We start from the raw sequence: 26,114 nt of genomic DNA, 5'->3' as shown, positions 1-26,114 counted from the left end.
TTGCGCTCAAGCCCGCAGATCGATAACCCTCATTGCTAAAGCGGACGTGGCGAAACCGGTAGACGCAAGGGACTTAAAATCCCTCGGGCTATGCCCGTGCGGGTTCGACCCCCGCCGTCCGCACCATGATATCGCTTCATTCATCGCCAGCACCATCCTGGGAAGCGCAACTCTTCCAAGTATTCGCCCTGCTGCCGATCCTCGCTTGAATCGGCTGCGACAATCAAAGCGCCGAATTCCAAGGCTTTCACCGGAACGGCGAAGCCACAAGCAAAGTTGATGGAGATATGAAGCGTCCGGGGCGACTTGGCCCCCTGTAGGAGTGCGCCTATGCCGACCGTCATCGCCATTGAAGCCAAGCCCGTCGAATTCGAGGGCATCGATACTGGCTTTTTGCACCTGTACCTCGTCAAGACCGTCATGGACGAACAGGGGCGCGTCGTCTCGGAGAAGGTGATCCGCGGCACCGCAGGATCGAATGGCGATCTTGAGACTCTGGTCGATGCCAATCTGGCGACCTCCATCGACAGGAGAGGTTCGGACACGCCTGAGGAGAGGCACCGCGAAGTCCTCGATCTCGGCACCAGAGACGCCAACGATGTCTGGAAGATTATGGTCCAGCACGCCAACAACATCGAGAAGGCGGATCTGGACTACAGCATCGACATCATCCGGGAAGCCCCCGGAGGAGACCTGAACAGCAACTCCGTCGTGGCATCGGTGCTTCATTCGGTCGGGCTGAACCTGAGCACAAGCTTTCCGGATGATGTCAGCCGGTCCGACGCTCCGCTCTATGGGCAGCTTCAGTATATGTATGTGGATGATGCCCTCTTCGGAACTGCGAACAACGACCGGATCATGGGCGGCGTTGGGAATGACCGGCTTTATGGCGGCCATGGAAACGACCGCCTCTATGGCGAGGACGGGGATGACCGCATCCATGCCAGCAATGGCAATGATGCCCTGTATGGCGGGAACGGAAACGACCGCCTGGAAGGTCGGGCCGGCAACGATGTTCTTTACGGCAACAGTGACAATGACCGCCTCTACGGCAGCTCCGGCGATGACTATTTAAGCGGCGGAAGCGGAAACGACTATCTCTATGGCGAGGCAGGGGCAGACATTTTTCACGGCGGTGCGGGTAAGGACGTCTTTGTCTACAATGCCGTTCCGGATAGCCTGGAAGGCGTAGACAGAATTCGAGATTTTTCGGTTGCCGATGATACGTTCTGGCTGAACAATCGAGCGTTCACCGGTTTGGGAAGCGAAGGCCGATTGAAGTCGGGCGTGTTCCGCACAAGTGAAGAAGCGAGGGACTCAACGGATCGCATCCTATACGATCGCGACAATGGGGTCCTTTACTACGACGCTGACGGTACTGGCGCGAGCGAACAGCTTGCGTTTGCGAAGCTCTCAGCTGGTTTGAGGATCACATCCCTGGACTTCCAGATCATCTAACTAGAACTATCTAGGAATCTGGGGAGCACCGGCGCTGTGGCCACAAGTGCTTGCTGTGCGTGCCAGCACATCAAGCACTATGGCCAATAGGTATGGTCAACCGTGCTTTTAGATCAGCATCTTTGGAGACGAACGATGCTCCCCGGCTCCTTCTTGCCTCGCCGCATTCGCGCGATTGCCGTCCTGATCCTTTTATCGATCAGTGCCGGCGCATGGGCGCAGAGCCGTCCGCTGACCTTGAGAATGTCCTGTGCTCAGGCACAGGGCCTCGTCGCCTCGCAGAGGGCCATTGTCCTCAGCACTGGGGCCTACACCTACGACCGCTATGTCGGATCCTCTGCATCCTGCGCTGGCGGGGAGACCTTGGATCCGGCATGGGTGCCGACGGCTGACACAACCCAGTGTCCCATCGGATACCGATGCGTACCGCGCTCTGCGTTCTCAAGAAACTAGCATTCCCAAGTCCATAAGACGGCGTGCGCTCGCCCTAGATTTATGGACCGGCAGATCCTAGCGGCCGTGCCAAGCTCGGAAGGCTAGGAGAGGCGTCAGGACAGGCCAACCGAAACCGGCAATCAAAATGTGATCAAGACCGATCTTCTCCTCGTCGTTGATCATCGTCGAGACTGCGAGGAGCACGATCACGCCACACAGATATATCATTAGAACTTCACGCATCCCGCAGCCCCCAGCCACCTTGAAGCTGAGCTTTGACGTATGACGGCGATCACGCCAATGCGACCGGCAGTCGCCGGCTCCTGAGACTAGGGTTAGAGAAGGCGACACGAAGTGCACAGGATCGTTGCCTCGAGGCAGACGGACAATCTTGGCGACGTATGAAAGGCTGTTCTTTTTCAAAAACTTAGCCGCAACCCAACTGGAACTCGCCCGTTTTGTGGTCATGTTCAACAAAGATCAGGGAGATTTTCGATGCCAAAGCGGCACCACCCCTATGCCGCAGGAGGCAACACTGAATGGAGCATCGGTTCCAATGGCCTGACAGAAGCCGGACAATCCGAATTGCTGAAGGATCTCGGACGTCAGCTTCGGCATAGTTATCAGAGCATCCTGAAAGAACCTGCCCCGGATCGCATCACGCAATTACTAGAGAGGCTTGAAAGGCTGCACCTGCATGAAAGGAATGAGGACCATTAGGCCAAATCAACTCAATGGTCCTCATTCCTTTGATATAATTGGATCCTCAGCGTCTGCGACGGTTTCGCGGATGCGAATGGCCTTTTGAGGCCGTTTCCTTCGGAAGGAGGCTATAGATCAGAAACCCTGCCAGAATCCCGGCTCCGAGCAGAACGTAGGGATATGACTTGGCGGTATGTACCACTCCGGAAGCGGTCTGACGCATGGCGTAGAGCGGCATGGAAGCATCATGGATCAGGCGCTCAGCCCTCCTGACATTTTCCTGTCGGGTGTGGATTTCCAGATCATAGCCTTCATCGTCATCGCGACGATGAAGCTCGATGCTGTTGCGGGCAAACCCGGCCGAGATAAGGCGCTGGACCGCTTGGTTGGCCTCACTGCGGGACTGGAAAGATCCGGTGGCAATTGACGTGTTCGGCATCAGTTAATCCTCTTCGAACTGCTGACGCCAATTCCCGGCAAGCGCCTAGGTTCCACCCAGCCTCCTACACGACGCGGAAAGGTCCTCGATTGAGTGGCCTTTAGTTCCTCCGAGGGGATTGAGACGCCCTTTCCGCCTCCATCAGAACCTCAAGGGCTCTCCAAGGCTTCGGCATGAAGCGGACCTCACGGGGAACATCACCGGTTTCATCGTCCAGAGGTCTGCCGGAGGTCAGGACGGTACGGACCCATGGCCATTTCAGCCGCACGGTTCGCACCAGATCCAACCCGTCCATCAGGCAGGGAAGCCTGAGATCGGCAAAGAGAAAGGCCACTTCTTCCGAGTGCCGAGTCAGATAATCCAGGGCCTCTTCCGCGCTGGAAGTTTCGACGACCTTGAGATCTGTTTCCTCGAGAAGAGCTGCCGCCAAGCCTCTGACTTCGAAATCGTCCTCGACGATCAAGGCCACGCGATAAGGCTCTATTCTCTGTCCCATAAGCCGTCTCCTCTTCCGGTTTGCTTGTCCTGGAGCCCTTCGATGAGGCATCAACAATCCTCAGGCTCTCTGATTGACGGGGGAAAATCCGGCTCCGGAAACGCCATGCGGACAGCCGGTGCGATACAGTCAAAACTCAGGATGCGATCAAAAGCGCCAAGGCTTTCGAGAGCAGCCTGTACAAGACCGTGAGCAATCAAATACCCCGAACGCCGGGCGCGTTCGGGCAAATACCCTCATCACAGAACGGTGAAGACAGCGCTCCGTTTCAGCTTAGCCTTAGAGAAATTTTCTTGAATGCTGTTTTTGACCTAGAGGAACCACCTTCCAAGCTGTAGCTTAAGCTTGAGCCGACTGTTCTCACGTGAGATCCTCGCCGTGTTTAAGGAGACTCAGCTTCACCAGGAATTCTTGGACCTGGAGCATCATATGCGGCTTCTCGACCGCAAGCTGGCCGATGCTTTGCATCGGATCCGCCACGGCTCCTCACTGGAATTGGTCGAGGAGGCCCGGCGGGACGAGAAGCAACTCCTCTCCGAACTAGACCGACTGATGACGAGGATGCGGGCGATCGAAGGGCAATTGCTCCAAATCCAGAAGAGCGCGACACGCCACTGAAAGCATCTCTCATCCACCGGCTTGTGTGAAGCCGCACGTCAATGTCTCTCAACTAGGCTCATGGTGTCATGCCTAACGCAAGGTAAGCATGAGGAGCGAACGGAAGATGACCTTTAGGGATTCTTATCCGGAGCTGGATCTCGAAGACGGAAGCGGTGCTGAAGCATTGCGCAAGCGGGGCATGCCGCTGTTCACCGTCATGATCGGCCTCTTGGCCACCATGAACGTGGTGTCAGTCGTGTTCGTTCTTCTGCACTGAACCGCTGTCCTGGCTCGCCGTCAGAGACATCACGGCGGAAAACGTGACAAGACGAGTACTGCAGGACAGCGCATGTGATGCGGGGTCCTGTCCTGCAGGTTCACCGCTCGCCTTTAGCGCAGTCCGAGGAACGACAGGATTGCCAGGACCACGACGATTGCACCGATGAGCCAGATGATGTTGTTCATGAGGATTCTCTCCCGAAATGGAATTGACCCATGCCAACGGTCAAGGTGAGGCTTCGTTCCTTGGCTAAAGCATCAGACTAATTGGAGCTGCAAGCGGTCAGATCACCTCCAGTGAAACTGCCCGATGCCGCAACCTGCCGTCTGCTCACGCTCGTACAGGCCTCGTGCGTGAAACCCTGGACTGAATCTACCTGAACCAAGTTCTCCTGCGCGCGTGCGGTCTCGTAGCCTGGGCCTGATTGGTACTGCCAGGTGGAAATCCCGGCCGTCCCAACGCAGCCACTAAGCCCAACCGCAAGCCACACCGCCGTGAAAGCTATAAACATCTTCGGCATCGTTTCACTCCTTGGCTGCGAACCCCGCTTGAATGACAAAACGAGCCTTCGTGAGGAAGGCGGTTAAAACAAGAAAACCCCGGTGTCGCCACCGGGGTTTTCCATAGGATTGGAATAAGCCGATCAGAAGTCGCGCTGAATGCGCAGACGGCCTTCCCAAGCATCATCATCATTTTGGCCGACGATGCCGCGCGGGTTGAGGTTGGAGTAGAGGGCCTCCACACCGATGTCGAGACCGGAAACCGGCGACCAGATCAGGTTCGAACCGACGCGCCACTCGGTGAAATCCGCAACAGGGGCGGCCGTGCTGTAGTCGACGCGAGCATAGGAGCCGAACAGGCTCTGTCGGATGGTCGGGGTCCAGTAGTGGTTCAGACCACCGGCAAGGGACCAGCCGCGACCGGTGTTGAGATCGCCATCAAGATCCACATAGGCGTCCACGGCCGTTCCCGTAGCGACTCCGACCGAGTTGTCGGGATCGAAACCGAGATAACCGAGAGCGCCATCGGCGTAGGTGGCGGCAAACCACAGGGCATCGCCCTCAGCCAGCATCGGCAGGTTCACGTTGACCATGCCCGAGGCGGCCCAGCCAAGTTCGCTGTCGACGTAATCACCGCCAACGAGGGTGTTGGTTCGGAGCTGATGCAGAGCGCCGGAAAGCTGAGCCGAACCCCAGGTGCCGGAATACTTCAGGTTAGCGACGAGGTCAGGAGCCCGCTGGCCAGCGCCGACGCCAGCAAGATTCGTGGCAAGGTTGGTCGCGAAGGCGCCTTCTTCCAGCGACAGGGTGGCCGAGAAGCCGTTGCCGAAGGAGAAGGTGTAGGCGAGCAGATTCACGTCCGGATAGTCGTAGAAGCGGAGCGTGCCCCAGTTCTCGTTCGCGACGTCGCCGTTGGTGAAGAACGAGGTCGTGCGACCGGCGGTCAGGCCGCCGAACTGGATGTAGGCCTGAGCCAGGTTCGGCGAGGTGCCGGTGCCCCTACCCGTGCTGTCGAAGTAAACGCCGGTGTTGCGGTCCATCTCCATGCGGACGTAAGCACGCAGGAGGCCGTAGGCCGTAGCGGTGCGGGCGTCGAGAGCGACACGACCACGGGCGCGAAAGCCGATCGAGTTGTTCGCGCGAGTCGTAGGCTCAAGGTAAAGATACTCGGCGCGGACGCGGCCACCGACTCGCAGGCAGGTTTCCGTGCCGGGGATGTAGAAGAAGCCTGCGCCGTAGGTCGAGCAGACGCGAACGTATTCGACGGCAGCGGCCTTGGCGACCGGCAGGTCGGCGGCTTGTGCCCCCGCGACAGCCGCAAGACCTGCGACCGTTCCAAGAAAGAGGCTCTTTGCGAGCTTCATGGGTGTCTCCAAGTTAGTCAGGGTCCGAGACCCATGTACAACCGTGACCATACTTACGCTTAGGTGTGACGCAATACTGCTTCGCTTCGGATCCGCTCATGCAACGCGCACTCTGCCGAAAAGATGGGCATTCTAAGCGGGTCTGCAGCTTTATTTTTGGGTGTGTGGCCCAAACTCAACAGCCTCGCAAACCCCTGCCGATGCGTCACTCGTCTTATGAACCGAAGCTCGGCTGCTGCAGGCCCCATCTTCCCCAATCTGACTAACTCAACAGGTCAATCTCCGAAGAAGTCCAGGTCGAACTCCCGGCAAACATACCCGACCGGGCATTGGGGCGTGTCCCGGGTCGGGACGAAGGCGGGTTCAATCATCTCGTCGCGCAGGCAGAACCGTCCATCGCTGACGTAGCGATCATAGGTGTAGGTGCCGGTCCCGAGAACGATCTGGCCGCGCGAGAAGACGAGACCGCGAGCCTGGTTGCAGGTCATATTGGGTGTCATCGGCCGGGGTTGAGCCTGGACGCTAGATGCCGCGACCATGAAAGCCAGAACACAAGCAGTCTTTCGCATCGTCATACCCTTCATACGGAGTGCCCCAGGGGAACACATCTTGGGAATAACAACGCCTCAAGCGGAGCTTTGTTACCGGAGCCACCCCGGCCGGAGAGAGCACGAAGCCGCTAAAGCATCGGTTGCAGGCGCCGCGCCAAATCGACCGCGCCGGCATAATCGGTCTTCCCCGAACCCAGCACGGGAATGCTCGTAACCAGAATGGAACGCGGCACCCACAGCTCGGGAAAGCCATGGTTCCTGGCATGGGCCATGAGTGCGTCACGATCCGCGTCCGGCTTGTCGGTGATGAGCACGATCTGCTCGCCTTTCCGCGGGTCCGGAATCGCCACAACCACATGGCTGCTGTCGGGCCAGAGAGATTGGACTGTTGCTTCGATGGCCGCCAGAGACACCATCTCGCCCGCGATCTTGGCAAAGCGCTTCGCCCGCCCCCGGATCGTCACGACTCCATCATCCACGGTGACGATGTCGCCGGTGTCGTGCCAGCCCTCCAGCGGCGGCCGGATGCCGCCGGGCGCAGTCGCGTCGAGGTAGCCCTTCATCACGTTCGGCCCTCGCACATGCAGACGTCCGCCTTCGTGGATTCCCTCGACAGGCTCCAACCGCCATTCGATGCCGGGCAGGACATGCCCCACCGTGCCAGGATGATTGTCGTCGGGAAGGTTACACGCGATCACCGGTGAGCATTCGGTGGCACCGTATCCTTCCACGATCACGGTGCCGTGCCGGTCCCAGAGACGGCGCGTCTCGTCCTTCACGCGTTCGGCTCCGGCAATTACGAAGCGCACGCTCGCCAGGTCGTTTTCGCCGGCAGCGCGGGCATAGGCTTGAAGGAAGGTATCGGTGGCGAGCATCACCGTGGCGCGCGTTCCCGCCACGAGCTTCGGGATCTGCCGGTAATGCAGCGGGCTCGGATAAAGCACCGATTTCATGCCGTTGAGAACCGCCGTCAGCAAACCTGCCGTGAGGCCGAAGGAGTGGAAGATCGGCAGGGGATCGAAGAAGACGTCGTCGTCCCTCAGTATATCACCCGCCAGCGCCTTCACCTGGTAGGCGTTCGCCACGAGGTTCGCGTTCGACAGAACCACGCCCTTCGGCACCCCCTCCGACCCGGAGGTGAAGAGCAGCACCGCCGGATCGTCCGGCTGCGTCTGTGCGCCGGCATGGACGCGCCGCGCAATCCACGAGTCCACAAGCCCACGCAGTTTGTCGAGGCTGGTCAGTTCGGCCCGCACGTCCTCGAGCCAGAGGATCCGGCGACCCTCTCCCAGAGCCTCGATGATGTCGTCGAGCTTGCCCTGCTCGATGAAGCGGCGGGAGGTGACGATGGTTTCGATCCCGGCCAACTCACAGGCAGCTTTCAAATTCTTGAGACCCGCGGTGAAGTTCAAGAAAGCCGGAACGCGCCCGAAGGCGTTGAGCCCGAACAGGGTGACGGCAATCGCCTGCACGTTCGGCAGCAGCACGCCGGTGGGCTCGCGCTCCTTCGTCAGGCTCGCGAGCTTGCGCCCGAGCACCAGCGAGCCGAGGACGAGGCGGCCGAAGGTGATCGGCTGGCGTTCCAGATCCTCCAGGGCGACCTTGTTGCGGCCGAAGCGATCCCTGGCATCGAGAAGGGCCCCGAACAGGGTTTTGCGCGTCCGCGCACTATCGAACTCGGCCACGGGCGCGCTCCTGACAGGTCAGCCGGCCGAGCCTTCGCGGATCGGTGCCTGGTAGGCCAAGCCCATATCCCAGGGGAAGTAGATCCAGGTATCCTGGCTCACTTCCGTCACGAAGGTATCGATTAGCGGGCGCCCGGCCGGCTTGGCATAGACGGCTGCGAAATGCGCGTTGGGCAGCATGTCGCGCACGATCTTTGCCGTCTTGCCGGTATCGGTCAGGTCGTCGATCACCAGCACACCCTTGCCGGTACCGTCGCCCAGCGCCTTGATGGCGGGCGCGATATCCTTGAGCACCTGCAGCTCGCCCTGGTTCTTGTAGTCGTGATAGCTCGCGATGCAGACGCTCTCGATGAGACGCACATCGAGCTCACGGGCCACGATGGCAGCCGGCACGAGGCCGCCGCGGGTGATGCAGACGATCGCCTCGAACGGGCCGGCCGAGGCCAAGCGCCAGGCAAGGGCGCGGCAATCGCGATGGAACTGGTCCCAGGAGACGGGGAAGGCTTTGGGAGAGGTCGGGGACATCGGCTTTGCTCTTTTGACGGTGGTGGCGAGGATAACGTTTAGAGGGGCGCGCCGTCACCCTTGAGGAGGGCGAGATGATCGCGCACGGCAGCGGCGGCTTCAGCAACCGCCTTCGGGTCCTTGCCCCGAACGACGATCTGATTGCGGAAGCCGCTCGTTGAGAAGGAAGGATACGACCCGATGGAGACGCTCGGAAAAGACGAGGCGATCCGGCTCAAGCCCTCGGCATAGATGCCCTCGGCGAGCCCCTCGGCCTCGATGGTTTCGATGATCATACGCGCCCCGGCCTCCAGATTCGGCGCGATGTTGTCGAGCATGGCCTGCATGATCGAGGGCACGCCCGCCATGACGAAGACGTTGCCGATGCGGAACCCCGGCGCCTTGGAGATGGGGTTCTCGATCAGGCTGGCGCCATCGGGGATCCGGGCCATGCGCAAGCGGGCCTCGTTCAACTCGTCCGGGCTGTAGCGCTCTCGCAGCATGGCGACAGCCCGTGGGTCATGATCGATCCCGACGCCGAACGCCTTGGCGATGCAGTCGGCCGTGATGTCGTCGTGGGTGGGGCCGATGCCCCCGGTGGTAAAGAGATAGGTGTAGCGGCCGCGCAAGTCGTTGACCGCCGCGACGATCTCCTCCTCCACGTCCGGCACGACCCGGACCTCGCGCAGGTCCACGCCGATCCCGGTCAGGTACTCGGCGATGTAGCCGATGTTCTTGTCCTTGGTACGGCCCGTGAGGATCTCATCGCCGATGATGAGAAGGGCGGCTGTAACGGAGACGGCCATGCGCAGCGATCCTTTTGAGGGCCTCGCGCATCGTGCGGAAAAGTGGACCCGGTTTTCCGCCCCGAACGATGCGCAGTCCCAAAATGGAGCATCAAATGGATCCCAAAAGTGGAACCCACTTTTTGGGTTTGATGCTCTAGCCTCAGAAACGGCAATTCTCAAGCACCGGCAAGAGTTCATCCGAGCGTCATCCCCGGCCTTGCAATCTCCTCACCGTTAGCGCGGACTTGCTCCGGGAATGCCTATGACGGGAGGTGGTGATATCAAACAGCCAGCGCCTTGAGGCCCGCAGCGTGAGCTGCGAGCCTGTGCGGTGATCGAGGGTGGCGCGACTGGCAGCCCGGCTCGATGATGGATGGTGAGAAGGAAGAGCCGGAGTGCCTCTTCGCGCACGGCTTCTTTAGGCGGACAGGCGAGACCAGCCCGGTGACCGTTCCAGGCGTGGCCCGTCTGCTCGACGGGGGCCTGGAACCGATTCCGACCACCGGCCCACAGCCTGGGCCTCCTGTCGATGCGGCTTGCGAGGCTGCACCACAGGACCGTGTCTGCTCCCACACTGCGACGCCTCGCGAGCGCGCCCCTCGACAGGAGCAGATCTGCACAACGATATAGCCGAGCTTAGGAGAATTGTCAAGAACAAAAGATGAACATTAGTCCTGTCGCCATTGTCCTCGCCTCGGCGTCATGGCCGGGCTCGTCCCGGTCATCCCAATCCTGAAAAGCGCAGCGCCTCATGCGTCGGGATCACCGGCACAAGGCCGGTGATGACGCGGAGGGTGGGCAGGACTGGGGAAGTACAGCAGAGCGGGAGCGAATCCATAGTGCCTAGCGTGTGAGTGGATCCCCTTCCCTCGCTCCGCTTCGCCTTAGGATGACACAAGTGCAGGCTGGGTTGAACCCGAGGCTTCTCCCCTGCTACCAGGGGTTTTTACAATCGAATGCTGGTTTGGATGCGTTTTCAGGAAACCCTGCTCGAGGGCCGTCTCATCGAGCGCTACAAGCGATTTCTGGCTGATGTGGAGCTCGATACGGGCGAGATAGTCACCGCCCACTGCGCCAATCCCGGAGCCATGATGGGCCTGAAGGAGCCCGGCAGCCGGGTCTTCCTTTCGCGGGCGACGAACCCGAACCGCAAGCTCAAGTACAACTGGGAATTCGTGGAGATCGCGGCCGGCGGCGGGCCGCTCCAGCTCATCGGGATCAACACCTCCCGGCCCAACCTGCTGGTGGCCGAGGCCCTGCGGGAGGGACGGCTCGCGCCGTTTGCCCGCTATGACCGGGTGCGACCCGAGGTGAAGTACGGCAAGAACAGCCGGGTCGATTTCCTGCTGGAGAAGGACGGCGAGCCGCCCTGCTACCTGGAGGTCAAGAACTGCCACCTCATGCGTGAGGCGGGCTTTGCCGAGTTCCCCGATTGCATCGCCGCCCGCAGCGCCAAGCACCTCTATGAACTGGCCGACATGAAGGCCCAGGGCGCGAGAGCCGCCCTCGTCTATGTCATCCAGATGGATGCAGAGCGCTTCGACGTCGCCCGCGACATCGACCCGGCCTACGACAAGGCCTTCCGGCACGCACTGGCCGCGGGGGTGGAATCTTACGCCTATGTCTGCCGCGTCACGCCCCAGGAGGTGACCATCGACCGGCCAGTGGAGATCGTGACGCCGCGGTGACCGCTGCTCAAGAACGCTCGAACACCAGGTTCATCTTGGTCTCAAGGACCTGCCGGTAGCCCTTGCCCGTGAGCAGGCCGATCACATCGGCCTGCCAGCGTTCCGGCACGTTCGCCACGATGAACACGGACGGGTAGAGCGAGGCCGGCGCGTCCCGGAAGAAGGGCCCGAGGACGAGGTCTTCCGCCCCCTCCACATCGAGCTTGATCGCGTCGACATGGGTCAGTCCCTCCCGGCTCAGGAGTTCGAGCAGGGTCACGGCGGGTACGCGGATCGCATCCGTCTGGCTCGAATTCACGATCTTGAGGCTCGCCTCGCCCCGGTTGAGGGGGTCGAGGAAGAGCGTGAGCTCGCCGGTCTTGTCGGCGATCGCGCAATCGACGGCCTTGATCGTGCCGAACGGGTTCTGGCGGATGTTGTAAATCAGCCGGTCGAAGATCTCCGGCTGCGGTTCCACCGCCAGGATCCGGGTCGAGACGGCGGGCCCGGCCTCCCGGGCCAGGAACAGGGCATACCAGCCCACATTCGACCCCACATCGATGAAGGTGAAACCTTCCTTGATGTGCGAGGCCAGGATCTTGAGCTCATCGGCATCGAAATATTGCGGCGTGAACAGGAGCCGGCGCTCGCAGACATTCTTGTAGGGGTAAAGCCGCATCCGCACGCCGAAGGTCTCAAGATCGAGCGGCGGGCCCTTGAGCATCTTCATGGCCAGATGACGCAGCATCAGGGCGAGCCGGCGGCCCGCCCAGCCCTCGGGCAACCCGCGCGTGCGGTCGATCACCCAGCGGGTGAGACCTGAAGGCGCAAAATCCCCGAAGGGGCGGGTTTCATTCATTACCGAGGAATCCAAAGCCGCGAACCGGATGAACAGGGTTGCTCATGACACCCTCAAGCGCCAATCGCAAGCGGGGCATAACGAGTTCGGCTTGCTTCGCGCGTGGCGATCCTTACATTCCGGACAACAGATCAAGGATCGAGAATGACCGAGACCGATGTTGTGGAGCGCAGGCGCGCGCCGGAGATCCCGCTCCACGGCCCTGCGGACTTCGAAGGAATGCGCCGCGCCGGCCGCATGGTGGCCGAGTGCCTCGACATGCTCTCGGAGCATGTAAAGCCCGGCGCCACGACCGAGTATCTCGACAAGCTGGCCTTCGACTTCATCCGCCAGCATGGCGCCTATCCGGCCTGCCTGCACTATCGCGGCTACACCAAGACGATCTGCACCTCGATCAACCATGTGGTCTGCCACGGCATCCCCAACGACAAGCCCCTGCGCGACGGGGACATCATGAATGTCGACGTGACTCTCATCCTCGACGGGTGGCACGGCGATTCGAGCCGCATGTACTACGTAGGCGAGGTGCCGCGCCGGGCGCAGCGGCTGTGCGAGATCACCTATGAATGCCTCCTGCGCGGCATTGCGGTGGTCAAGCCGGGCGCCACCACCAACGACATCGGCGCGGCGATCCAATCCTATGCGGAAGCCGAGCGTTGCTCCGTGGTGCGCGACTTCTGCGGCCACGGCATCGGCAAGGTCTTCCACGACTCGCCTACGATCCTCCACTACGTGGAGCCGGCCTACAACGTGGAGCTGAAAGCCGGCATGTTCTTCACCATCGAACCCATGATCAATTTAGGGAGACCGCAGGTGAAGGTCCTGGCCGACGGCTGGACCGCCGTGACCCGCGACCGCTCCCTCTCGGCGCAGTTCGAGCACATGGTGGGCGTGACCGAGACGGGCGCGGAGGTCTTCACCTACTCGCCCAAGGGGCTGGACAAGCCGTCTTAAACGGCGGCTTCGAATGTGTCGGCGCTTACCAGAATGTCCGCACGAGGATGGTATAGGACCTCACGAAACACCAAGCGAAGCTAATGACTACAATGCAGTAGCCGCTGAAGATTGCGACTGAGAGTGGAAAATCCTGGCTGTACGTAACTGATTCAACAAGCCCGATGATAAAGGGCGCAAGGAAAAAGCTCGCTATTGCGCTTAAAGCAGCACCGATCATGCCACCCACAGCTGCGAGCAGAAGAAAAAGCGTAAGCTTGGCATAATACAAAATTCTCATGTGTTCATGGTCGGCTTGACACTAGCGTTGACACCGCTCCAATCCTACAAAGTAACGTTTCATCTCTCAATGGCGGATACTCTGGCCATCGAAGTCTGAATTGGCTGACGGGCAAGCATGAGCGACGACCTTCCCCATTATCACGGCCATCGCGACCGGCTGCGCGCCCGCTTCATGGATGTGGGCGGGGATGCCGTGCCGGATTACGAGCTTTTGGAGTTGGTGCTGTTCCGCTCGATCCCGCGTCGGGACGTGAAGCCCATCGCCAAGGAGCTGCTCAAGCGTTTCGGCTCCTTCGCCGAGGTGCTGGCCGCCGCCCCTGCCCGGCTTATGGAGGTGGACGGGATCGGCGAGAGCGTGGTGACGGACCTCAAGATCGTTGAGGCCTCCGCCCGGCGGCTCGCCAAGGGCGAGGTGGCGAAGCGCCCCGTCCTGTCCTCCTGGACCTCCGTCATCGATTATTGCCGCACCGCCATGGCGTTCATGGACAAGGAGCAGTTCCGCCTGCTCTTCCTCGACAAGCGCAACGCGCTCATCGCCGACGAGGTGCAGCAATCGGGCACGGTGGACCATACACCGGTCTATCCGCGCGAGGTGGTGAAACGCGCCCTCGAACTCTCGGCCTCTGCTCTGATCCTAGTCCACAACCACCCTTCAGGGGACCCCACGCCCTCCTCCGCCGACGTCAAGATGACACGCGAGATCATCGAGGTGGCGAAGCCCTTAGGCATCACCGTCCATGACCACATCATCGTGGGCCGCGAGGGTCACGCGAGCCTCAAGGGCCTGCGCCTGATCTGAACTTGACGGCAGAACCAACCTCTCCCGACGGCGTTACACCACCACGAACAACGTTCATGGGAGATAATGATGAAGAAGCTGCTGACCGCCGGCCTGCTCGGCTCCACCCTCCTGGCCTCGGCCGCCATGGCCCAGACCGCCCCCGCCCAGCCCTCTGCCAGCGCTCCGGCCGGCGTGAACTTCATCACGCGCCTCGAGGCCGGTCAGATGCTCGCTTCCAAGATCATGGATGAGGATGTGGTCGGTGCCGACAACAAGGACATCGGCGACGTGGAAGATCTGGTGCTCGACCGCAGCGGCAAGGTCGTTGCCGTCGTCATCGAGGTGGATAAGGGCCTCGGCGACCGCACGGTGGCCCTGCCCCTGAGCGCCATCCAGATGAATGGCCCTGACGCAGCGACCACCGGTTCCGTTCAGGGCTCCGGAAAGTCCACGACCCGCAGCAGCGACGACATGCGAATCGTCGTGACCATGCCTGTCGATCAGCTGAAGTCGGCCCCGGAGTTCGACGACGATAACGACTAACCATCACAAACCTGCGGCCACCCTCCAGTGGCCGCAGGCTCAATTTAGATCAGCGTGTCGATTCCGGTGAAGATCGCGTAGACGAAGCCCAGGCTCAGGGTCAGGCCGATGGTGCCGATCAGGAGCCCACCCACCACGACGAAGCCATCCCGCTCGACGAGTCCCAGGCCGACAAGGCACACGGCAAGGCCCAGCGGGATCTGCCCCACGAACGGGGGCGCGAACAGAAGCCCCACCGACAGGATCAGGATCACCGCGCCCATGAGGCGCATAGCGAGCGGCGTGTCTAGGAACGTCATGCGGGGGCGGGAGATGCGTTCGAGCCGGCGAAACACCGGAACGGCCCGTCCGACGGCCCGCTCTACGTCCGTACGGGCCATGGAGCGGTTCAGGAGCTGGCGCGGAAGCCAGGGCGCTTCACGTCCGAAAACGATCTGGACGGCGACGAGCGCCAGCAGCAGGCCGCACACCAGAGGGATCGGCGGCGGCATGGGAAGGCAGTTGGGCAGGCCCAGCAGGACGACAAGAAGCGCAAAGGCCCGGTCCTGGAGCACGGCCATGATCTCGCGCACGGTCAGGCGCTCGCCCGGCTGGGACGCGAGGGCGAGCAGGATCTGGGACGTGCGCGCGTTGGAAAACAAGAAGCCCTGACAGGTTCGGGAATGCTTAGGGCGCCTCTCTACCTGACTTAACGTCCGGGGCCAAGGCGTATCAATGAAGGTTGATCTCCCCCTCGATTGCCCGGAACTCGGCAGGACGGATCAATTGTGCATGGGTGACCGTGACCGAGTGCAGCGGCCCTGCGAGTTCCCGCTTCCAGAAGTCGAGGAAGTCGATGAGCACCGGAAACCGGGGAGCCAGATCATATTCCTGCCAGACGTAGGTCTGAAGGAAGGACGGGTGATCCGGCATGCGGTACAGGATCTTGGCGGTCGTCAGCCCGTAGCCTTCCAACTGGCGGATGAAGTCCTTCGATACCATGCGACCTCCTTCTCAAGCCCGAACGGGCCTTGTCGACAGGAGTTCACCCGAAAAGCGTAGGCGGTCTCCTGCCCTATGCTCAAGGCTAAATCTTGAGTGGGTTTTCAGGTTCCCGCAAGTAAACGGGCTTGCACATCCACGCGATCTTTCGTTGAGTGCTGAGGTCAAAGCCTGAACGGACGCATCGAGGAAGGAGATCACCGGGAATGCGCTTCGCCTTCGCGGGAATCGATTTTCTAGGAGATGTTTTCGAGGCGTTCCTCGCCAGGGGCTGGGAGCCTGTCAAACTCTTCAGCCGGCCGTGCGACAGCATCTACGACTTCAATGACGTCACCTTGTCCCGCGCGCGCTCGTTGCGCTTGCCGGTGCAGATGTCGCGCATCCTGCCGCCCGATCTCGCCGGTCTGAAGGCCATGGGCTGCGAAACCCTGGTGGTCGCGGGCTATCCATGGCTGATCACCGGATGGGAGCGCTACATCCCCTTTGCCATCAACTTCCACCCCTCGCCCCTGCCCGTGGGCCGGGGGCCGTACCCGCTCTTCCAGGCGGTTCTCGACGACCTGTCAGAATGGGGAATGACAGTCCACGCATTGGAGCCGGCTTTCGACACAGGGGCCATCGTGGCGCAGCAGCGCTTTGCATTAACCGGCGCGGAATCCCACGACACCCTGCTGTCCAAATGCCAGATGGCCGCGAAGACCCTCGCGGCGGAGATCGCCTTGGACCTGCCGCGTCTCTGGGCGGCGGCAAGGCCGCAGGGATCAGGAACCTACTGGCCCCGGGTCACGCAGGCGCAGAGAACTGTCTCGTGGAACGGCAGCGTGCAGGATGTTTTGCGCACCATCCGCGCCTTCGGGTCCATCGAAGCCTTTGCCCAAATCGAGTCACGCTACGTCTACGTATGGGAGGCTAGGGGCTGGGAGGAGCCGCACCGTTACAGGCCGGGGACCCTCGCCCACAGGCACCGCAAGCACATGGTGGTCGCGGTACGCGACGGGTTCGTGCAGATCGGCGGGTGGAGTCCCTACGCGCCGGGGTCCGCAAGACAAGGGTAGACGGCCAGCGCTCTAGCGCCGACGCTTGATCATCTTCCAGGCCTGACGGAGGACGAAGAGGTTGCGAATGAGCTTGAGCATCGGATCACCTTTGTAAACCACGTGCTGATCAAAGGCCTTCTCCGGTGGATGGTTCCAATCTGAGAATACGTCCATCGCCGCAACATGAATGCTCAGCGCATCGTGCGGACCCAAAAGGCAAGTCCAATTTTGGGTCCGATCCTCTAGGCGAGCGGAGCATCCACAGTGCACAGGACTCCTTCAGGGTGGAACGTGATCTGGACGTCGCCATTGAGCTCGCGCGCGAGGCTGCGCTCGATGAGCCGGGAGCCGAAGCCCTGTCGTGCAGGGGCTTGGACCAGTGGGCCGCCGCTCTCCTGCCAGCGCAGGTGCAGCCGCCCTCCAGGCTCCGCCCGTGCGATGTTCCAGACGATATCGACCCTTCCCGTCGCATTCGACAGGGCGCCATGCTTTACGGCATTCGTGGTCAGTTCCTGAAGCGCCATGGACAGGGCCAAAGCGATGCGGGGCGACAAGCGAATCTCGGGTCCTTCGATCCTCAGGCGATCCTCTCCGAATGATCGATAGGGCGCGAGCGCCTGAGCGACGATGTTCCTGAGTTCGGCCCCTTCCCAGTTCTCCGTCGTCAGAACGTCGTGAACGCGTGCAAGGGCCATCAGGCGCCCCTCAAAGGCCTCCTTGGCGTCCTGCATCGTCGGGGCGTTGCGCAGGGTCTGGGAAGCGATGGACTGCACCGTGGCCAAGGTATTCTTCACCCGGTGGTTCAACTCATTGATCAGGAGTGTGCGCTGCTCCTCGGCTTTCTTGCGATCGGTGATATCGCGCTGGATTCCCCATAGCCTCTTCAGCTGGCTGTCTTCGATGACCGGAATCATGCTGTTGTCGAAATATTTGAAATTGCCGGTTGCATCCTGCTCAACAGACTCCACGCCGCTGACGCTGTAGCCGGAGCTGACGATGCCGGCGAGGTAGGCTCTGGCCTCGGGGTCGGATGACGGCAGCGGAAATTCGAGGGTTTTGCCGATGAGATCCTCAGCCCGGGCAAGCCCATACATGCGCGCCATGGCGTCGTTGCAATCCACGAAGCGGCCGTTGCGGTAGGCCAGTTCGACCTGCTCCTCCACGGGCAAACTTGTGTCGAGCGGGGGCGAGAACTCCAGGAGCCAGATTCCCTCGGAACTATGCGTGATGAACGAGCGATAGCGTTCCTCGCTTTCACGCAGAGCCGTCTCGGCATCCTTAGCGGCGGTGATATCCCACTGAGCGCCAAGGGAGCGGATGAAGCGTCCATCCGCATCCCGGATCAGCTTGGTGCGCGCCTTGACCCATCGCATTTCACCGGTATCGGCGCGGATGATCCGAAAATCGTATTCGAGCTGGCGGCAGGCGGGATCGATAACCGCTTTGCGCGTTTCGGACTCGATCCATGGTCGATCCTCGGGATGCAGGAGACCGAACCATTGCTCATACGAGAAGCTGTCAGAGCGATCATCCGGCAGTCCATACAGTTCCAGGTACTCAGGTGAGGCGATGGCCTTGCCGGTCTCGCGGTCGAATTCGAAACTGCCGATCCGAGCCGCTTCCTTCACTTGCCTCAGATGCTCCTCCATGGGAGCGCGACCGACCACTTCGTTTCCCGAGCAATAAATCCCCGCAACCTTGCCCGCCTCATTCCTCACAGGCGCCCAGGAGAACGTGAAGCCCCCGATCGGCCAGCCGAGCCGCTCACCCGACGAAGGAGAGTGCTCGGCGGCATCCTGCGCCTCGCCCGACAAAGCCGATTGAATGATTGTGCGCTGCCGATCCCAAGTCTCCCGATCACAAGTCTCGGGCCACACCTCACTGAAGGACTTACCGAGCGCCGCCGGGTGCTTTGGGCCGAGGATTGGACCAAAGCTGTCGTTGTAGAGAAACGTGAGATCGGCTCCCCAGAGGATGAAGACCGGTTGCTGGGAGTTGAGCATGAGATCGGCGATGGTGCGAAGGCACTGGGGCCACGACAGCAGGGGTCCAAGCGAGGTCGACGCCCAATCGTGAGCTCGGATGCACTGCCCCATCTCGCCCCCGCCCTGCAGCCAAGGAACGGCAGCAGAAGCCGCTGGAACTCTGAGGTCTTCGCGCGCGGTGAGCGGGGGCGATTGCCCTTCCAAAAGGTCCGCGCTCATGGAGGGGCCCTTCTCTCCGCCAATCGGCAGGATCTTTTGTCCGCGGCGGGATCGGATGTGTTCCAGTTGCTCAACATCCCTCACTCACGGTCCTGAAGATCTTAGTTGCAATGTGACAATAGGACATAAGCTTCAGGGTCTTGGGTTCAAGGGTGAAGATACAGGACGGTTAGCCAGCCCAGTGCCGGAAGGATAAGGAACCAAAGGTTCCGTAAGGGCATTATCTCCCCACGAAGGCCACGTGCCCCCAGGTCTTCGAGACCCTCAAAGCCCTTCACGCTCCCCCACGTGAAGGGCTTTATCTTAGGAAATCCGAGATTTTTCGCGGCGGAGGCGAACCACACACACCTCTTTAGGGTTACCCCTATGGAGGTACTGTTCACCTACAGCCCTTCAAACTCAGGGCCGCCTCGCCTACTCCCGGCAGGCAGGCCCTCTCTTTTGCTGTTTTGCTCTCTCATCAAAATTTGCCGCAAAGCTGAAACCCTCCCCTGGTCCGTTCATTGGGACCATGAGGGCTCCTGGAGCCTTCGGGACCGGGAGGCCTCCTCATTTGTCGGCAACGACGGGTGAGGAGGCCTTTCCCCTTTTACCCACAGGTGTCTCAGAGCTCGTGATAGTGCCGCGCCTGGTAGACGAGGGGTGGCCTCTGTTCGCCGAGCCTGATGCCGATAATCTCGCCAATGATCACATGGTGGGTGGCGACCACCCGGGCATCGCCGATCCGGCAGTCGAAGGAAACGAGGCTCGTCGTGAGGGCGGGTGACCCGGTCTCCAGGGCTTCCCACTCCCCTATGCTGAAGCGGTCCGCCCCCTGCAGGCCGGCGCGGCCGGCGAAGATATCGGCCAATTCCATGTCGGCAGCCGCGAGAGTATTCACGCAGAAGACCCGGTTCGCGAGCAGGGCCTGAGCCGACCGGGAACCCGTGTTGACGCAGACCAGGAGCGAGGCCGGGCTGTCGGTCACAGGCGTTACGGCCGTGGCCGTGAAGCCTCCGCGGCCCGAGGGGCCATCTGTTGTAACCACATGAACGGCACCGGCGACCCGGCTCATGCCCTCCCGAAAGAGCAGGGCGTCCGAGCCTGAGGTGGAATGCGGAGAGGCTTGTGTCTTCAAGATCATGATCCAAGCAAGCCTCTTCCACTCTTTTGGGCTGAGCACAAGGCCGTTAATGCCATATGGCTCCTCCGCCCCGGCAAGGGAAGCGCAAGGCGTTCGGCCGCCGTGCCGCACATTCAGTCAGCCTCTGGCACGTTTTCCATCATTTAGCGTGATAGGAATCTTAACAGTACGTTGTGGAATGAAAATGGTTTTGCTAGAGACACCCGCACCTTACGTCAGGCTTGGCGATGCACACGCATCGTGCTTTCCTGCATTGTTTCCCAAGAATGACCCCGTTCCAGAGGGGCAAGGGTAGGACATGGAAATCTTTGTGCAGCAGCTCATCAATGGGCTGACTCTCGGGTCGATCTACGGCCTCATCGCCATCGGCTATACGATGGTCTTCGGCATCATCGGCATGGTGAACTTCGCCCACGGCGACGTGTTCATGCTCTCAGCTTTCATCTCGCTCATCTTCTTCCTGATCCTGACCACATGGCTCGGGATCTCATCGGTGGTGCTGGCGCTCTTCTTCGTGCTGATCATCGCCATGATCCTCACCTCCCTGTGGGGCTGGGCGGTCGAACGCATCGCCTACCGGCCCTTGCGCGGGTCGTTCCGGCTGGCGCCTCTGATCTCGGCCATCGGCGTGTCGATCTTCCTATCCAACTTCGTCCAGGTGGCGCAGGGAGCCCGCAACAAGCCGACGCCTCCGATGGTCGGAGACGTGATCGTGCTGTTTCAGGGCGCAAGCGGCTACAATGTCGCCCTCTCCTACAAGCAGATCATCATCATGATGGTCACGGCGGTGCTGCTGACGGTCTTCTGGTACGTCGTCCAGAAGACGTCGCTCGGACGCGCCCAGCGGGCCTGCGAGCAGGACCGCAAGATGGCCGCGCTCCTCGGCATCAACGTGGACCGGACGATCTCGCTCACCTTCGTGATCGGCGCCGCCCTCGCCTCGGTGGCCGGCACCATGTACCTGCTGTATTATGGCGTCGTGAGCTTCAGCGACGGCTTCGTGCCCGGCGTGAAGGCCTTTACGGCCGCGGTCCTGGGCGGCATCGGCTCCCTCCCCGGCGCAGTTCTGGGCGGCCTGATCATCGGCCTCATCGAGACCTTCTGGTCGGCTTACTTCTCAATCGAGTACAAGGACGTGGCCGCGTTCTCGATCCTCGCCATCGTGTTGATCTTCATGCCCTCCGGTATTCTCGGTCGGCCTGAAGTCGAGAAGGTTTAAGGAGCCTAGACCCCATGAACGCTCCTTCCATCACCACAACGGCCCAGAACGAAGCCCCATCGAGGAACTTCGATCTGGCCGCGGCCTCCAAGGACGCCCTGAAGGCCGCCTTGATCACCCTCGGCCTGTCCATCCCGATCCTGTCCTACAAGACGAACCAGAGCGGCGCCGATCTCTTCCTGACGTCCCGGTGGGGCCTGGTGGCGATCATCTGCGCCATCGTGTTCGGCCTGCGCCTGGTGCTCCACGCCTTCACGGCGTCGCGGGCCTATGCCAAGGCGACCCCGAGCGCGCACCAGGCAACCGAACCGGTCGGCGCAACGCCGAACGCGTTCCAGCACGTCTCCAAGTTCGCCATTCCCTTCTTCCTCGGGGTGGCTCTTGCCTTTCCGATCCTGATCTACCTGATCCAGGGTGGCCTCAACGAGTCGCGCTACTGGGTGGATCTGGGCATCCTGATCCTCACCTACGTGATGCTCGGCTGGGGCCTGAACATCGTGGTGGGCCTCGCGGGCCTGCTCGATCTGGGCTACGTGGCCTTCTATGCGGTCGGCGCCTATTCCTACGCCCTGCTCTCGACCACCTTCGGACTGTCCTTCTGGATCTGCCTGCCGCTCGCCGGTATCCTGGCAGCCTTCTGGGGCATGATCCTGGGCTTTCCGGTGCTGCGCCTGCGCGGCGACTATCTCGCCATCGTGACCCTGGCCTTCGGCGAGATCATCCGCCTCGTGCTCATCAACTGGGTCGACTTGACCAATGGCGGCGCCGGCATCTCGTCGATCCCGCGCGCGACCTTCTTCGGCCTGCCCTTCACGGCGGGTGAAGGCGGGTTCGCAGCCACGTTCGGGCTCGAGTTCAACGGCATGCACCGGATGATCTTCCTCTACTACCTCATCCTGGCGCTGGCTCTCCTGACCAATTTCGTCACCATGCGGCTGCGCAAGCTGCCCGTGGGACGCGCTTGGGAGGCCCTGCGCGAGGACGAGATCGCCTGCCGGTCGCTCGGCATCAACACCACGAACACCAAGCTGACGGCCTTTTCCATCGGGGCCATGTTCGGCGGCTTCGCCGGGTCGTTCTTCGCGGTCCGCCAGGGCTTCGTCTCGCCGGAGAGCTTCAACTTCCTCGAATCCGCGATCATCCTGGCCATCGTGGTCATGGGCGGCATGGGGTCCCAGATCGGCGTGGCCATTGCTGCCATTGTGCTGGTCGGCGGCCCCGAAGTCCTGCGCAATCTCACCTTCCTCCAGTCCGTCTTCGGCTCGGGCTTCGACCCGAACGAATATCGCCTGCTGCTCTTCGGAATGGGCATGGTGGCCATGATGGTCTGGCGTCCGCGCGGCCTGATCTCGGAACGTGAACCCTCAGTGATCTTGAAAGAGCGCAAAGCCATCTCTGGTTCGCTCGTGAAGGAAGGACACGGCTAATGCGCTGGCTGCAGGATCCCATCCTCGACGTACAGCATCTCACGATGCGCTTCGGCGGCCTTGTGGCCGTCAACGACCTCTCCTTCAAGGCCGGGCGCGGCGAGATCACCGCGCTCATCGGCCCCAACGGAGCCGGCAAGACCACGGTCTTCAACTGCATCACCGGCTTCTACAAGCCGACCGAGGGCATGATCGCCCTGCGCAAGCCGAACGGGTCGCACCTCCTGCTGGAGCGGCTGCCGGGCTTCGACATCAACTGGAAGGGCAAGGTTGCCCGTACCTTCCAGAATATCCGCCTGTTCTCCGGCATGACTCTGCTCGAAAACCTGCTGGTGGCCCAGCACAACCCGCTGATGATCGCCTCCGGCTTCACCTTCCTGGGCGTCCTCGGCATCGGCGGCTACCGCAAGGCCGAGAAGGAAGCCATCGAGAAGGCCAAGTTCTGGCTGGAGAAGACCCGTCTGATCCACCGAGCCGACGAACCGGCCGGCGACCTGCCCTACGGCGACCAGCGCCGTCTGGAAATCGCCCGCGCCATGTGCACCGACCCGCTCCTGCTCTGCCTGGACGAGCCGGCGGCCGGCCTCAACCCGCGCGAGTCCCTGGAGCTGAACCAGCTCCTGCTCTCGATCCGTGATGAGCAGGGCACCTCTATCCTGCTGATCGAACACGACATGTCGGTGGTGATGGAAATTTCCGATCACGTGGTCGTGCTGGATTACGGCATCAAGATCTCCGACGGCCTGCCCGTTGAGGTGAGGAACGACCCGAAGGTCATTGCCGCCTATCTCGGCGTGGCCGACGACGAGGTCGAGAAGGTCGAAGCGGAGATCGGCGCATGAGCACCGCTGGAGCAAACATCGCGATGCAGAATCCCCAGGCTTCCACCGCCCGCCAGCCGCTTCTCAGCGTGCGCGGCGTGAAGACCTATTACGGCAACATCATCGCCCTCAAGGGCGTGGACATGGATGTCAACGAGGGCGAGATCGTCACGTTGATCGGGGCCAACGGCGCCGGCAAGTCGACGCTGATGATGACGATCTTCGGCAATCCGCGGTGCCGCGAAGGCACGATCACCTATGCGGGCCGGGACATCACCAAGCTGCCCACCCACGAGATCGCCCGCCTGTCGATCGCCCAATCTCCGGAAGGGCGGCGCATCTTCCCGCGCATGACCGTCTACGAGAACCTCCAGATGGGCGCCTCGATGAACGGTCTCGCCCATTTCGAACAGGATCTGGAGCGGGTCTGCAGCCTGTTCCCACGCCTGAAGGAACGCCTGCAGCAGCGTGGCGGCACCTTGTCCGGCGGCGAGCAGCAGATGCTGGCCATCGCCCGGGCTCTCATGAGCCGCCCGAAGCTCCTCCTGCTCGATGAGCCTTCCCTGGGCCTGGCCCCCCTGATCGTGAAGCAGATCTTCCAGATCATCAAGGAGCTCAACGAGAAGGACGGCATGACGGTCTTCCTCGTGGAGCAGAACGCCTACCACGCCCTCAAGCTGGCCCACCGCGGCTACGTGATGGTGACGGGCAACATCACCATGAGCGGCACCGGCAAGGAACTGCTTGAAGATCCGCAGGTCAAAGCGGCCTATCTCGAAGGGGGGCATCACTGATGCAGGGGATCCTTTACGAAGAGCCGTCGTTCTGGCTCTTTCTTCTCATCACCATGATCATGGGCGGCTGGGCTGCCTGGATGACCGGCCGGGCCATCGCGCTCACCTGGCGTCCCTTCTGGACCCTGATCCTCTACCTGTTCATCTTAGGAGCCGCGGTGCGCTTCATCCACTTCGCCCTGTTCGGCGGAACCCTGCTGTCGATCCATTACTACGCGGTCGACACGATCGTCCTGCTGATCATCGGAGCCTTGGGATTCCAGTACCGCCGGGCCCGCATGATGACCACCCAGTACCGCTGGCTCTACGAGCGGACCGGGCCGTTTTCCTGGCGGGAAAAGGCTTCTGCTACCAAGGGCTAAGGCGAAAAGATTCCAGCGTGACATTCGCTTAAAAACAAGCATGATGTCACGCGGATGGCGGGGAGAACCCGCCAAACCGGCCCCACGAGGAAGAGGGGCCTATAAAACCACCCAGAGGAGTGACCTCATGAAAAAAATGCTGTTGACCGGCGTGGCGCTTGGTCTTGGCCTCGCCTTCTCCAGCGCTGCCAGCGCCCAGATCAAGATCGGCGTTGCTGGCCCCATCACCGGCCCGAACGCGGCCTTCGGCGCCCAGCTGAAGAACGGCGTCGAGCAGGCTGTCGAAGACATCAACGCAGCCGGCGGCATCAATGGCCAGAAGCTGCAGATCGTCGTCGGCGACGACGTGTCCGATCCGAAGCAGGGCGTGTCGGTGGCGAACAAGTTCGCTGCTGAAGGCGTGAAGTTCGTCGTCGGCCACTTCAACTCCGGCGTGTCGATCCCGGCCTCGCAGGTCTACGAGGAAGCCGGCATCGTTCAGGTCACCCCGGCCTCGACGAACCCGCAGTTCACCGAGCGCGGCATGTGGAACACGTTCCGCACCTGCGGTCGCGACGATCAGCAGGGCCTCGTTGCCGGCGGCTACCTCGCCGACAAGTTCAAGGGCAAGAAGGTCGCCGTCGTCCACGACAAGACCCCGTACGGAAAGGGCCTTGCCGACGAGACCCAGAAGGCCATGAACGCAAAGGGCCTGAAGGAAGTCGTGTATGAAGGCGTCAACCCGGGCGAGAAGGACTACTCCGCGCTCGTGTCGAAGCTGAAGCAGGCCGGCGTTGACGTCGTCTACTTCGGCGGCCTCCACACGGAAGCCGGCCTCATCATCCGCCAGATGCGCGACCAGGGCCTCCAGGCTCCGATGATGTCGGGCGACGGCATCGTGTCGGCCGAGTTCACCTCGATCGCCGGCCCGGGCGCCGAAGGCACCCTGATGACCTTCTCGCCGGATCCGCGCAAGAACCCGAACGCGAAGGACGTCGTGGCCAAGTTCAAGGCCAAGAACTTCGAGCCGGAAGCCTACACCCTGTATTCCTACGCTGCGGCCCAGATCCTGGCCGAGGCTGCGAAGCAGGCTGGCGGCACCGATGGCAAGAAGGTTTCGGATGCCATGAAGTCCGGCAAGCCGTTCAAGACCGTCATCGGCGACATCTCCTTCGACAAGAAGGGCGACATCACCCGTCCGGACTACATCATGTACGTCTGGAAGAAGGGCGCTGACGGCAAGATCGACTACTCGGGCAACGAGCTGAACATGTAATCG

At 61.5% G+C, this 26,114-nt stretch carries 28 protein-coding genes and 1 tRNA gene; 17 read left to right on the top strand and 12 right to left on the bottom strand.

The annotated features are described in order from the left end of the window. Nucleotides 1–40: 40 nt before the first annotated feature. Both I2H36_RS02175 and I2H36_RS02170 read left to right on the top strand, forming a co-directional pair. Nucleotides 41–126, top strand: a tRNA-Leu gene (locus tag I2H36_RS02175). A 204-nt stretch (nt 127–330) separates the two neighbouring features. Continuing rightward, on the top strand, nt 331–1,458 hold the full coding sequence (locus I2H36_RS02170; protein ID WP_196262240.1) for a calcium-binding protein: 1,128 nt from the start codon (nt 331–333) through the stop codon (nt 1,456–1,458). 510 nt (nt 1,459–1,968) lie between these two features. On the opposite strand, the gene I2H36_RS02165 is transcribed toward I2H36_RS02170, so the two are convergent. After that, nucleotides 1,969–2,136: a hypothetical protein gene (locus I2H36_RS02165; protein ID WP_196262239.1), complete on the bottom strand. Its 168-nt coding sequence runs from the start codon at nt 2,134–2,136 to the stop codon at nt 1,969–1,971. 252 nt (nt 2,137–2,388) lie between these two features. Between I2H36_RS02165 and I2H36_RS02160 the strand changes: the two genes are divergently transcribed. Both I2H36_RS02160 and I2H36_RS02155 read left to right on the top strand, forming a co-directional pair. Beyond that, nucleotides 2,389–2,613, top strand: coding sequence for a NepR family anti-sigma factor (locus I2H36_RS02160; protein WP_196262238.1), 225 nt, complete (start codon nt 2,389–2,391; stop codon nt 2,611–2,613). Between the two features lie 229 nt (nt 2,614–2,842). Next, entirely contained in the window at nt 2,843–3,022 is a 180-nt protein-coding gene (locus tag I2H36_RS02155) for a hypothetical protein (protein WP_196262237.1), read from the top strand. 112 nt (nt 3,023–3,134) lie between these two features. Here the strand turns inward: I2H36_RS02155 and I2H36_RS02150 are convergent, their stop codons facing one another. Beyond that, on the bottom strand, nt 3,135–3,530 hold the full coding sequence (locus I2H36_RS02150) for a response regulator (protein WP_196262236.1): 396 nt from the start codon (nt 3,528–3,530) through the stop codon (nt 3,135–3,137). Between the two features lie 429 nt (nt 3,531–3,959). Here I2H36_RS02150 and I2H36_RS02145 point away from each other — a divergent pair, with 429 nt between their 5' ends. Further along, entirely contained in the window at nt 3,960–4,148 is a 189-nt protein-coding gene (locus I2H36_RS02145) for a hypothetical protein (RefSeq protein WP_196262235.1), read from the top strand. 106 nt (nt 4,149–4,254) lie between these two features. After that, nucleotides 4,255–4,407 carry a hypothetical protein gene (locus I2H36_RS02140; protein WP_196262234.1) on the top strand — a complete coding sequence of 51 codons (153 nt, stop codon included), beginning with the start codon at nt 4,255–4,257 and terminating at the stop codon, nt 4,405–4,407. Nucleotides 4,408–5,053: 646 nt separating this feature from the next. On the opposite strand, the gene I2H36_RS02135 is transcribed toward I2H36_RS02140, so the two are convergent. The 5 genes from I2H36_RS02135 to I2H36_RS02115 all read right to left on the bottom strand — a co-directional run bounded on the left by I2H36_RS02135 (nt 5,054) and on the right by I2H36_RS02115 (nt 9,820). Further along, nucleotides 5,054–6,274: a porin gene (locus tag I2H36_RS02135; protein ID WP_196262233.1), complete on the bottom strand. Its 1,221-nt coding sequence runs from the start codon at nt 6,272–6,274 to the stop codon at nt 5,054–5,056. Nucleotides 6,275–6,549: 275 nt separating this feature from the next. Further along, nucleotides 6,550–6,843, bottom strand: coding sequence for a hypothetical protein (locus I2H36_RS02130; RefSeq protein WP_196262232.1), 294 nt, complete (start codon nt 6,841–6,843; stop codon nt 6,550–6,552). 110 nt (nt 6,844–6,953) lie between these two features. Next, the gene (locus I2H36_RS02125; protein WP_196262231.1) at nt 6,954–8,510 is read right to left on the bottom strand and encodes an AMP-binding protein; all 1,557 of its coding nucleotides are present in this window, start codon (nt 8,508–8,510) and stop codon (nt 6,954–6,956) included. An 18-nt stretch (nt 8,511–8,528) separates the two neighbouring features. Beyond that, nucleotides 8,529–9,035 (bottom strand): xanthine phosphoribosyltransferase, encoded by a 507-nt coding sequence (gene gpt / locus I2H36_RS02120; RefSeq protein WP_099511328.1) that lies wholly within the window; start codon nt 9,033–9,035, stop codon nt 8,529–8,531. Between the two features lie 38 nt (nt 9,036–9,073). Beyond that, a complete protein-coding gene (locus I2H36_RS02115) occupies nt 9,074–9,820 on the bottom strand; it encodes a competence/damage-inducible protein A (protein ID WP_196262230.1) in 747 nt (248 codons plus the stop codon). A gap of 950 nt (nt 9,821–10,770) precedes the next feature. On the opposite strand from I2H36_RS02115, the gene sfsA reads away from it, so the two are divergent. Beyond that, a complete protein-coding gene (gene sfsA, locus I2H36_RS02110) occupies nt 10,771–11,490 on the top strand; it encodes a DNA/RNA nuclease SfsA (protein WP_196262229.1) in 720 nt (239 codons plus the stop codon). Between the two features lie 7 nt (nt 11,491–11,497). Here the strand turns inward: sfsA and I2H36_RS02105 are convergent, their stop codons facing one another. Then, a complete protein-coding gene (locus tag I2H36_RS02105) occupies nt 11,498–12,328 on the bottom strand; it encodes an FkbM family methyltransferase (protein ID WP_196262228.1) in 831 nt (276 codons plus the stop codon). Nucleotides 12,329–12,472: 144 nt separating this feature from the next. Between I2H36_RS02105 and map the strand changes: the two genes are divergently transcribed. From map to I2H36_RS02090, 3 genes are all read left to right on the top strand, one after another. Next, entirely contained in the window at nt 12,473–13,282 is an 810-nt protein-coding gene (gene map / locus I2H36_RS02100) for a type I methionyl aminopeptidase (protein WP_196262227.1), read from the top strand. Nucleotides 13,283–13,679: 397 nt separating this feature from the next. Then, nucleotides 13,680–14,363, top strand: a complete 684-nt coding sequence (gene radC, locus I2H36_RS02095; RefSeq protein WP_196262226.1) for a RadC family protein — start codon at nt 13,680–13,682, stop codon at nt 14,361–14,363. A 66-nt stretch (nt 14,364–14,429) separates the two neighbouring features. Next, nucleotides 14,430–14,888 (top strand): PRC-barrel domain-containing protein, encoded by a 459-nt coding sequence (locus I2H36_RS02090; protein ID WP_196262225.1) that lies wholly within the window; start codon nt 14,430–14,432, stop codon nt 14,886–14,888. 44 nt (nt 14,889–14,932) lie between these two features. Here I2H36_RS02090 and I2H36_RS02085 read toward each other — a convergent pair whose 3' ends face one another. Beyond that, nucleotides 14,933–15,529, bottom strand: a complete 597-nt coding sequence (locus I2H36_RS02085) for an exopolysaccharide biosynthesis protein (RefSeq protein ID WP_196262224.1) — start codon at nt 15,527–15,529, stop codon at nt 14,933–14,935. A 70-nt stretch (nt 15,530–15,599) separates the two neighbouring features. Then, nucleotides 15,600–15,869 (bottom strand): usg protein, encoded by a 270-nt coding sequence (locus I2H36_RS02080; RefSeq protein WP_196262223.1) that lies wholly within the window; start codon nt 15,867–15,869, stop codon nt 15,600–15,602. Nucleotides 15,870–16,075: 206 nt separating this feature from the next. Between I2H36_RS02080 and I2H36_RS02075 the strand changes: the two genes are divergently transcribed. Next, a complete protein-coding gene (locus I2H36_RS02075) occupies nt 16,076–16,924 on the top strand; it encodes a formyltransferase family protein (protein ID WP_196262222.1) in 849 nt (282 codons plus the stop codon). A 224-nt stretch (nt 16,925–17,148) separates the two neighbouring features. Here the strand turns inward: I2H36_RS02075 and I2H36_RS02070 are convergent, their stop codons facing one another. Then, nucleotides 17,149–19,110 carry a PAS domain-containing sensor histidine kinase gene (locus I2H36_RS02070; protein WP_196262221.1) on the bottom strand — a complete coding sequence of 654 codons (1,962 nt, stop codon included), beginning with the start codon at nt 19,108–19,110 and terminating at the stop codon, nt 17,149–17,151. A gap of 604 nt (nt 19,111–19,714) precedes the next feature. Then, nucleotides 19,715–20,233: a flavin reductase family protein gene (locus I2H36_RS02065; protein ID WP_196262220.1), complete on the bottom strand. Its 519-nt coding sequence runs from the start codon at nt 20,231–20,233 to the stop codon at nt 19,715–19,717. Nucleotides 20,234–20,531: 298 nt separating this feature from the next. On the opposite strand from I2H36_RS02065, the gene I2H36_RS02060 reads away from it, so the two are divergent. From I2H36_RS02060 to I2H36_RS02035, 6 genes are all read left to right on the top strand, one after another. Next, entirely contained in the window at nt 20,532–21,452 is a 921-nt protein-coding gene (locus I2H36_RS02060) for a branched-chain amino acid ABC transporter permease (protein WP_196262219.1), read from the top strand. A 14-nt stretch (nt 21,453–21,466) separates the two neighbouring features. Then, nucleotides 21,467–22,879 carry a high-affinity branched-chain amino acid ABC transporter permease LivM gene (gene livM, locus I2H36_RS02055; protein WP_196262218.1) on the top strand — a complete coding sequence of 471 codons (1,413 nt, stop codon included), beginning with the start codon at nt 21,467–21,469 and terminating at the stop codon, nt 22,877–22,879. Next, a complete protein-coding gene (locus tag I2H36_RS02050; protein WP_196262217.1) occupies nt 22,879–23,721 on the top strand; it encodes an ABC transporter ATP-binding protein in 843 nt (280 codons plus the stop codon). Before livM ends, I2H36_RS02050 begins: the two co-directional genes overlap by 1 nt. Beyond that, a complete protein-coding gene (locus I2H36_RS02045) occupies nt 23,718–24,494 on the top strand; it encodes an ABC transporter ATP-binding protein (protein ID WP_196262216.1) in 777 nt (258 codons plus the stop codon). The genes I2H36_RS02050 and I2H36_RS02045 overlap by 4 nt, the downstream gene beginning before the upstream one ends. After that, nucleotides 24,494–24,856: a DUF6867 family protein gene (locus I2H36_RS02040; protein ID WP_196262215.1), complete on the top strand. Its 363-nt coding sequence runs from the start codon at nt 24,494–24,496 to the stop codon at nt 24,854–24,856. Before I2H36_RS02045 ends, I2H36_RS02040 begins: the two co-directional genes overlap by 1 nt. A 127-nt stretch (nt 24,857–24,983) precedes the next feature. Then, nucleotides 24,984–26,111 (top strand): branched-chain amino acid ABC transporter substrate-binding protein, encoded by a 1,128-nt coding sequence (locus tag I2H36_RS02035; protein WP_196262214.1) that lies wholly within the window; start codon nt 24,984–24,986, stop codon nt 26,109–26,111. Nucleotides 26,112–26,114 lie beyond the last annotated feature (3 nt).

It is taken from the genome of Microvirga terrestris (assembly GCF_015694425.1).
GTDB classification, from domain to species: domain Bacteria; phylum Pseudomonadota; class Alphaproteobacteria; order Rhizobiales; family Beijerinckiaceae; genus Microvirga; species Microvirga terrestris.
This window is presented reverse-complemented; position numbering and strand designations above follow the sequence as displayed.

Excerpts from the sequence above, each read along its gene's own strand:
- I2H36_RS02105 (WP_196262228.1), bottom strand. The coding sequence starts at position 12,328 with ATGAATGAAACCCGCCCCTTCGGGGATTTTGCGCCTTCAGGTCTCACC.
- I2H36_RS02060 (WP_196262219.1), top strand. The coding sequence starts at position 20,532 with ATGGAAATCTTTGTGCAGCAGCTCATCAATGGGCTGACTCTCGGGTCG.
- I2H36_RS02045 (WP_196262216.1), top strand. The coding sequence starts at position 23,718 with ATGAGCACCGCTGGAGCAAACATCGCGATGCAGAATCCCCAGGCTTCC.
- livM (WP_196262218.1), top strand. The coding sequence starts at position 21,467 with ATGAACGCTCCTTCCATCACCACAACGGCCCAGAACGAAGCCCCATCG.
- I2H36_RS02115 (WP_196262230.1), bottom strand. The coding sequence starts at position 9,820 with ATGGCCGTCTCCGTTACAGCCGCCCTTCTCATCATCGGCGATGAGATC.
- I2H36_RS02165 (WP_196262239.1), bottom strand. The coding sequence starts at position 2,136 with ATGCGTGAAGTTCTAATGATATATCTGTGTGGCGTGATCGTGCTCCTC.
- map (WP_196262227.1), top strand. The coding sequence starts at position 12,473 with ATGACCGAGACCGATGTTGTGGAGCGCAGGCGCGCGCCGGAGATCCCG.
- I2H36_RS02135 (WP_196262233.1), bottom strand. The coding sequence starts at position 6,274 with ATGAAGCTCGCAAAGAGCCTCTTTCTTGGAACGGTCGCAGGTCTTGCG.
- I2H36_RS02145 (WP_196262235.1), top strand. The coding sequence starts at position 3,960 with ATGCGGCTTCTCGACCGCAAGCTGGCCGATGCTTTGCATCGGATCCGC.
- I2H36_RS02080 (WP_196262223.1), bottom strand. The coding sequence starts at position 15,869 with ATGGTATCGAAGGACTTCATCCGCCAGTTGGAAGGCTACGGGCTGACG.
- I2H36_RS02150 (WP_196262236.1), bottom strand. The coding sequence starts at position 3,530 with ATGGGACAGAGAATAGAGCCTTATCGCGTGGCCTTGATCGTCGAGGAC.
- gpt (WP_099511328.1), bottom strand. The coding sequence starts at position 9,035 with ATGTCCCCGACCTCTCCCAAAGCCTTCCCCGTCTCCTGGGACCAGTTC.
- I2H36_RS02050 (WP_196262217.1), top strand. The coding sequence starts at position 22,879 with ATGCGCTGGCTGCAGGATCCCATCCTCGACGTACAGCATCTCACGATG.
- I2H36_RS02075 (WP_196262222.1), top strand. The coding sequence starts at position 16,076 with ATGCGCTTCGCCTTCGCGGGAATCGATTTTCTAGGAGATGTTTTCGAG.
- I2H36_RS02160 (WP_196262238.1), top strand. The coding sequence starts at position 2,389 with ATGCCAAAGCGGCACCACCCCTATGCCGCAGGAGGCAACACTGAATGG.
- sfsA (WP_196262229.1), top strand. The coding sequence starts at position 10,771 with ATGCGTTTTCAGGAAACCCTGCTCGAGGGCCGTCTCATCGAGCGCTAC.
- I2H36_RS02130 (WP_196262232.1), bottom strand. The coding sequence starts at position 6,843 with ATGCGAAAGACTGCTTGTGTTCTGGCTTTCATGGTCGCGGCATCTAGC.
- I2H36_RS02090 (WP_196262225.1), top strand. The coding sequence starts at position 14,430 with ATGATGAAGAAGCTGCTGACCGCCGGCCTGCTCGGCTCCACCCTCCTG.
- I2H36_RS02140 (WP_196262234.1), top strand. The coding sequence starts at position 4,255 with ATGACCTTTAGGGATTCTTATCCGGAGCTGGATCTCGAAGACGGAAGC.
- I2H36_RS02070 (WP_196262221.1), bottom strand. The coding sequence starts at position 19,110 with ATGAGCGCGGACCTTTTGGAAGGGCAATCGCCCCCGCTCACCGCGCGC.
- I2H36_RS02035 (WP_196262214.1), top strand. The coding sequence starts at position 24,984 with ATGAAAAAAATGCTGTTGACCGGCGTGGCGCTTGGTCTTGGCCTCGCC.
- I2H36_RS02040 (WP_196262215.1), top strand. The coding sequence starts at position 24,494 with ATGCAGGGGATCCTTTACGAAGAGCCGTCGTTCTGGCTCTTTCTTCTC.
- I2H36_RS02155 (WP_196262237.1), top strand. The coding sequence starts at position 2,843 with ATGGATCAGGCGCTCAGCCCTCCTGACATTTTCCTGTCGGGTGTGGAT.
- I2H36_RS02065 (WP_196262220.1), bottom strand. The coding sequence starts at position 20,233 with ATGATCTTGAAGACACAAGCCTCTCCGCATTCCACCTCAGGCTCGGAC.
- I2H36_RS02170 (WP_196262240.1), top strand. The coding sequence starts at position 331 with ATGCCGACCGTCATCGCCATTGAAGCCAAGCCCGTCGAATTCGAGGGC.
- radC (WP_196262226.1), top strand. The coding sequence starts at position 13,680 with ATGAGCGACGACCTTCCCCATTATCACGGCCATCGCGACCGGCTGCGC.